The following is a 6,335-nucleotide window of genomic DNA, read 5'->3' as shown; positions in this document are numbered from 1 at the left end:
TCATAAATCGGAAATTAGAGATTTGAAAAAAGATTTAGAAATTATTGTTCCAAAGGCAGCTTGAGCATTTCATTCACGGGTATTGAGTTTAAACCCACTGTTAGCGAAGCGTGTCTGTAGGACTAATTCTTTCCCTCGCCAAGTTTACCCGACTACAAACAGCAATCTCCTCATCCTTTGTAGCCATTTCCTCCAATTTCACAAGAATCTTCGAATAAAAACCATTCTCAGTCTCCGTTACAGCTTTCGCTAAATTCTCCAAACCCGTCACCGCAGCATAACGCACTACCCACTCCGGATCTTGACAAACAATTAACAACGCTTCCAACGCCGACTCTTGAGCCGAAACTAACTTTTCTGACGCCATTTCCTCCCACTTCACCGTACCTAAACCCCTAGCAGCAGCCCGTCGCACGCTCAAAGCAAAATCATTTTTTGCCGCATCTAACAAAGTATCAAGTCCCCGAGGGTCGCCAATTCCAGCCAATGCGCGAATTGCCCACGCCCTTGCTGTATAGTTATGGTCATCAATTAATTGCAGTAATGGTCTAACTGCAGGTTCTCCTAATTGTACTAACCCATCAACCGCTGCAACTGCTGCACCTGGGTTGTTGTAACCTAAAGCAGCAATCAAGATCGGAATTGCTTCAGGTAAACAAGCTGCTGATAACTCTTCAACCGCATCTAATAACTTACTCGAAGAATCTGCTTCTTCGACAGCGCGGATTAGGGATTGGGGATTGGCGACTGGGGATTGGGGATTGGGCATGGGAGAATAAGTCAAAAGTCAAAATTCAAAATTCAAAAGTAAAAAGTAAAAAGTCAGAATTAATTACTAGTGTTTTATCCCGTTAGTGTTTAGGATTTGTAGAAACGACCTAACCCCTCCTAACCTCTTCCAAGGGAGGAATGGGGCGTCTCATTAAAGTAGAGAATCCATCAAATTCATAACTCCGATCGCATCCTCCGATAGTTTTTCTGTACTATTTTCTTTAATTTCACGTTCTAACAATCCTTTGAGAGAAATTAATTTTAAGCTGTTCTCAGCCAAAGTCTCGGAAATCGCTTCCGCTGCTCCCATATATCCAATTGCTCCTAGATCTGACAAAGCAGTTCGGCGTAATTGCAAATCATCTACTTCCAAAGCTCGTACTAAAATTTCTCCATAGCTTGTTTCACCCGTTAATTGATACATCGCTCGGGCGGTAGCATATTGGATTCTGGGAATGGGATGTTCTAAAAACGGTTTAATTAGTGGTATTTTCTGAGTTGCACCTAAAGTTCCCAAGGCTTCGATGATGGCGTCGTAGGGTTCTTTAAAATCTGGTTCGGAAATTAATTTTTTTTCTGGTGACTTTATGAACTCATTGTGACTTTCTAATGGGTTGGGATTGCTTCCTGGCGTCGCAATGACTGCATTTAGGTTATCTGTTATGTGTAAGTTCTCTTGTGTTGAACTGTTTTCTAAACCTTTTTCTAATAACTCCACTAAAGGAGGAACGGAATTTGGATCGCCTAACATTTCCAAGGATTGAGCAGCTGCTTCCCTAACATAAAAATCCGAACACTTCAAAGACTCAATTAAAGGATTAACAGCTTGCTCGTCACCAATTTTACCCAACGCTCGCGCTGCGTTACGACGTAAAGGATATCCACCTTCTGGGGTGCGATCGTCCTCATCTTCTAATGCTGTAATTAATCTTGTTACAGCTTCCCCTTCATTTACCCTAAATCTTCCCAACCACCAAGCAGCATAAAAACGCAATCCTAAATCTGAACCTTTTAAATTTGCGATCGCTTGCTCGACCGTCAAAGATTCTCCTTGGATTGTTTCACTTGTTGCTGATATAGAGTTTGAATTTTCCTCGGTTGAATAGGACATTGTTTTAGAAGTAAGAAGTAATAAGTAATGAGTAAGGAGCAAGAAGTTAGGAATGAGATTTATTTCACATTTCTTCGTAATTAAGGTAAAAATCTGTTTTTAAATCTTCAAACTTATTAAATTTTTGATTCAAATCTTCATGTTTTTAAGAGCAATAACTCATTAATTATCAAGTTATTAATACGTTGTTAGTTTTTTGGTTTTTAAAATAAAATTTAGATTTATTAAATATAGCCATAAAATATTCCACACTAGTATGGCGCTACGCGCAAGTAAAAACAGACCGCGCCCTTAGGGCGACAAAAATCTTATAACTCATAGCTTTTAGCGCGTCTACGAAAAACAGGATTTACCAATGTCCTAATTTTATTGGGTAGTGCATAAGTTCAAAGAGCAAAAGCAAGCAATAAGCTTAGAGGGTACAACCACAGCGCTCGTTAATTAAATACCAATCACCACAATGACACTGTCGTGTCACGCTATGACTAACGTCACGCTTCGCTAATGCTTCGCTAATGCTAACGCCGTAAGGCGCGGGCTTTTACCCATTACCCATTACCAATTACCAATTACCAATTCCACCCACCAATAAAAACAAAAGTGCCCGGAAAAGTAAACAACTCTCAGATCAAAAACCACAAGAACTGCTTACTTTTCCGGGCTAGAGTTAGATCTAAATCTAGCTCAGAACATTGATAGCATAGTCAATGTAAGAGTTAGCTTCTACAGCAGGATCTCCACTTAAACCGTGGTTAGACTTGATGTACTTGAGAGCTTCAACATACCAACTGGGAGACAGTTCAAAAGTCTTGTTGATTTCTGCCAAACCGCTGATTAGGTAATCATCCATGGGACCAGTACCACCTACAACCAAGCAGTAGGTGATCATCCGCAAGTAATAACCGATGTCACGTACACACTTTGCTTTACCAGTTTGACTGGAAGCATAGTTAGGACCCTGCATTTGGGTGGTGTAGGGGAATTTATTATAAACTGCTTGTGCAGCGCCCTCTGCCAAACGTGAAGCATTAGAGGTCAAACTCTTTGCAGCTTGTAAGCTTGCAGAAGCTTGGCGAAAACGACCAAAAGCTGTTTGAACTTCTGTGCTGCTGAGAAAACGACCTTGAGAATCTGCGGCTGCTACCGCTTCAGTTAGGGGGGTTTTCATTGGTTTGGTATCTCCCTTTTTACAAAATTTTGATTTGAAACTTGAAACTTATTTTTTTGTCCAAGTGACAGCAATCAAGTAGCCCCTTAAGGCTTTCTTGAAAGCCTTGGAGACTTATGCTACAGCTGAAGCCGCACGGTCGAAGTAGCTTGCAACTTCTGACATAATTGCGCTGCAATCACCTTGGGTGATACCGCTGGGATCGCCTGCAATTGCAACTGCTGCGTCTTTCATTTTTTGAACGCCAACTGCTACGGAAGAACCAGGGGTTCCTAAAGCTTGGTAGGTCTCACGCAAACCATTGAGGCAGCGATCGTCTAATACGCTAGCATCACCAGAAAAGATTGCGTAGGTTACATAACGCAAGATGATTTCCATATCGCGCAAGCAAGCAGCCATACGACGACTGGTATAAGCGTTACCACCAGGAGCAATTAACTGGGGCTGTTCAGCAAATAATGCACGAGCTGCGTTAGCAACGATAGTGGACGCATTGCTGGTAATGCGGTTCACTACATCCATCCGTTTGTTGCCATCAGCAACCATTGCGCTTAAAGCATCCAATTGAGCATTACTTAGATACTCACCTCTTGCATCAGCTTGGGAAACTACTTTTGCGAATGCATCTAACATTGCCTTTATCTCCTAACTGCTTCCTTAAGATTTGTTTTGTTTCCAAAAGTCGAACTTTCGTCCTAGGCTGCCTGAGTAGTTACAAACTAACAACAGACATCAATGTATAAGTCTAAGCTTTCCAGGGTGACAGATGAGTTTTTTTTTCACAAAACTTCATCTTGTTTAGTATTGCTGAAAAACTTGAATAATCCAGGCTTTTACCAACCTTTACCCCTACAATTCACCTTTATACAATGGTGTTGGTTCATTATTTATTACGATTTATTTTCATCGCCATCGTAAATATTTACAAAACTTCATGCGTATCTTCAGTATTATGTCTGTTTAGGTTTTCAGGAGTATAAGTAGAGGTAATTAAAACCTGTTTTTCTTAGTTCTGTTTTCTTGTTTCCCCTTTCCCTTATTAACTCCCAGATAAAGTTTTAATTTTGTTAGTGTCTAACTTCATATCTTGTAGCTATTAACTTTTCCCAGAATGACGCTTGTCTGATCTTGTGACTGCATCATATCGACCTATTAGAGGAATGTTAGCAGGAGCGCTAAGAAATAAGTTCTTAACATTTACAGCGCTATGCAATAAGTTCTGACATTGAAATCCAGCAAAGTAATGATTGATATCGGTTTTCGGTTGAGTGCATGACATCTTGTAGAGACGTTGTATGCAAAGTCTCTACAAAAATGTATTTGATTCAAATGGAAACCGCCATATAAGCTTTTGACTTGTGCGTAGCACTATATTTTTGAATTTTGACTTATGTCCTACGGACACGCATTAACGCAGTGTGACGCGTTCATAAAGTGAGACACTTCAGTGTCTACAGCGTCATAACCTATAGCTGCGCTACCTGCGGATCCGGTACGCTTACGCGCTTGCGCTAATGACTTGCGCGTAGCGCCCAGCGCCACACAAGCCCTCCTGCAAAATGTCAGAAGGGCTTGAATGAGCGTGATATTCGATTTAATTGGCTTAATAAAGATTTAACAAATAAAGATTTAATGAATGCTGAGCAATTCTCTTTCGAGATTAAACAGAAAACCGTGGATATATTCCTCAGTCCATTCTTCGCCGTAGAACCGCTTAAACATTCCCCTTGCTGGGTCTTTCTCCGCTCGATAACGTAAATATCGTAGTTGGGCTTGCTCGATGGCTTCTAGATGTTGAGGATCTTCTACAGGTTCGGCTGATTCCACAAAATCAAAATAAGCCTTGAGGTAATCTTTAAAAGCTGCAAATACCTGATTTTCTACGATCGCCGTATCAGAAGGACGAGTCCAGAGAAAAGCGGGGGAGAAGAATTGACTTGCTTCTTCGGGGAAATCCCCACCCCAAGGTAAATCTTTCTCGTAACTTTGGAAAATTGGCAAAATCGGCTCGGTATATTTTGCTTGATATTTTGCCTCATCTCTAAATAAGGGCTGCATATCTAGAGCGATTAAGTGTCCCCCAGGTAAAGTTACTAAGTCAGCCCCAAAAAAAGGTAAATCATAATTCAAGTGGGGGAAAATTACGAAGTTAAGTACCTGTAGCGCTTTTCCACCTTGAACGTGGGCTGCTCGAATTTGCCTTAATTTGGCAGTTTGAAAGCCATAACTTGTAGTCGTAACGGTTACCTGATTTTTACCCTTACCCGTTATAGCTTCTTTAGATTCAAATCCTGGGGGAATTGGATAGCTATCCAACTGCGATCGCGATTTCATGTAGTCGATCGCATAATCGAGAAACGGTTGATATAATGTCATCCTTTCACCGCACCAACCGCTAAAGGAACAGCATCTTCAAACAAGAACTCATAAAGAAAGCGTTCTGACCACTCATGTCCAAAGTAGCTGCTAAATAAACCGGAAGCTGGGTCGCGTTCAGCGCTGTATTGGTCGTAATCTTTTTGAGCCTTTATTATTCGCTCAATATCTTTCTGGTCTGTGAGGGGCTCAGCTTGGGCAAGCATTTTCCAGTATAAGCTTAGATAATCCTGGAAAGCAGTAAAAACTCTTGTTGCGACAGTTTCTGCATCTGTTTTGGCAAACAACAGGAACTTAGAGAAGTATTGATTGGCATCATAAAACTTCATTTCCAAATCCTGTGACAGATCGGGATATCTCTCATGTAGCTGTTTTAATGGCTCTATATATTTCTGCTGATAAACTTCATCCTGAAACAAAGGTTGGAAGTCCAACACAATTAGATTTTTTACGCTGCCAAAAGATAAAAAATCTATTCCCAGTAGCGGTAAGTCATAGCAATGACTCGGATAAATTACGCTATTAAAAATCTGGGCACTTTTTCCCGCATCAATGTACGTGTAGCGGATTTTTCTTAAATCCCTACATTGATAACACCAACTGCGAATAGTCGCCGGATGCCTGCCGCGTTCGCTAACATTAAGCTCCAGACCAGGGGGAATAGAGCGGCTTTGCAAATCAAATTGCCTGAAAAGCTCCGCTTCTAAAAATTCCAGGAAAGGCTTGTACATAGAGCATGAAATTTTAAGTCCTCAACTGAAAATAAAGCATTTTATGTATATAAGTCCCAGTTTTCTGAAACAAAGCAACATTCTGTAACGAGATTTAAACGATTTTTGGGCAAATCTTGTCAAGCATCATTGCTCGTTCAATAATGCTAATAGCGAAATAATTAAATACCCAATAACT

General features: G+C 40.7%; 6 protein-coding genes. All 6 read right to left on the bottom strand.

Annotation, left to right across the window (positions count from 1 at the left end; genetic code table 11):
- Positions 1-100 precede the first annotated feature (100 nt).
- Positions 101-769: a HEAT repeat domain-containing protein gene (locus tag BC008_RS06305; RefSeq protein ID WP_058183347.1), complete on the bottom strand. Its 669-nt coding sequence runs from the start codon at positions 767-769 to the stop codon at positions 101-103.
- 153 nt (positions 770-922) lie between these two features.
- Positions 923-1,882 carry a HEAT repeat domain-containing protein gene (locus BC008_RS06300; RefSeq protein ID WP_058183346.1) on the bottom strand — a complete coding sequence of 320 codons (960 nt, stop codon included), beginning with the start codon at positions 1,880-1,882 and terminating at the stop codon, positions 923-925.
- A gap of 679 nt (positions 1,883-2,561) precedes the next feature.
- Positions 2,562-3,050: a phycocyanin subunit alpha gene (cpcA, locus tag BC008_RS06295; protein ID WP_027843080.1), complete on the bottom strand. Its 489-nt coding sequence runs from the start codon at positions 3,048-3,050 to the stop codon at positions 2,562-2,564.
- 114 nt (positions 3,051-3,164) lie between these two features.
- Positions 3,165-3,683 (bottom strand): phycocyanin subunit beta, encoded by a 519-nt coding sequence (locus tag BC008_RS06290; RefSeq protein WP_027843079.1) that lies wholly within the window; start codon positions 3,681-3,683, stop codon positions 3,165-3,167.
- A gap of 996 nt (positions 3,684-4,679) precedes the next feature.
- Positions 4,680-5,426, bottom strand: coding sequence for a phycoerythrobilin:ferredoxin oxidoreductase (locus BC008_RS06285; protein WP_027843078.1), 747 nt, complete (start codon positions 5,424-5,426; stop codon positions 4,680-4,682).
- A complete protein-coding gene (locus BC008_RS06280) occupies positions 5,423-6,157 on the bottom strand; it encodes a 15,16-dihydrobiliverdin:ferredoxin oxidoreductase (protein ID WP_027843077.1) in 735 nt (244 codons plus the stop codon). Before BC008_RS06280 ends, BC008_RS06285 begins: the two co-directional genes overlap by 4 nt.
- Positions 6,158-6,335: the final 178 nt, after the last annotated feature.

The organism is Mastigocoleus testarum BC008 (assembly GCF_001456025.1).
GTDB classification, from domain to species: domain Bacteria; phylum Cyanobacteriota; class Cyanobacteriia; order Cyanobacteriales; family Nostocaceae; genus Mastigocoleus; species Mastigocoleus testarum.
This window is presented reverse-complemented; position numbering and strand designations above follow the sequence as displayed.

Excerpts from the sequence above, each read along its gene's own strand:
- BC008_RS06305 (WP_058183347.1), bottom strand. The coding sequence starts at position 769 with ATGCCCAATCCCCAATCCCCAGTCGCCAATCCCCAATCCCTAATCCGC.
- BC008_RS06300 (WP_058183346.1), bottom strand. The coding sequence starts at position 1,882 with ATGTCCTATTCAACCGAGGAAAATTCAAACTCTATATCAGCAACAAGT.
- cpcA (WP_027843080.1), bottom strand. The coding sequence starts at position 3,050 with ATGAAAACCCCCCTAACTGAAGCGGTAGCAGCCGCAGATTCTCAAGGT.
- BC008_RS06290 (WP_027843079.1), bottom strand. The coding sequence starts at position 3,683 with ATGTTAGATGCATTCGCAAAAGTAGTTTCCCAAGCTGATGCAAGAGGT.
- BC008_RS06285 (WP_027843078.1), bottom strand. The coding sequence starts at position 5,426 with ATGACATTATATCAACCGTTTCTCGATTATGCGATCGACTACATGAAA.
- BC008_RS06280 (WP_027843077.1), bottom strand. The coding sequence starts at position 6,157 with ATGTACAAGCCTTTCCTGGAATTTTTAGAAGCGGAGCTTTTCAGGCAA.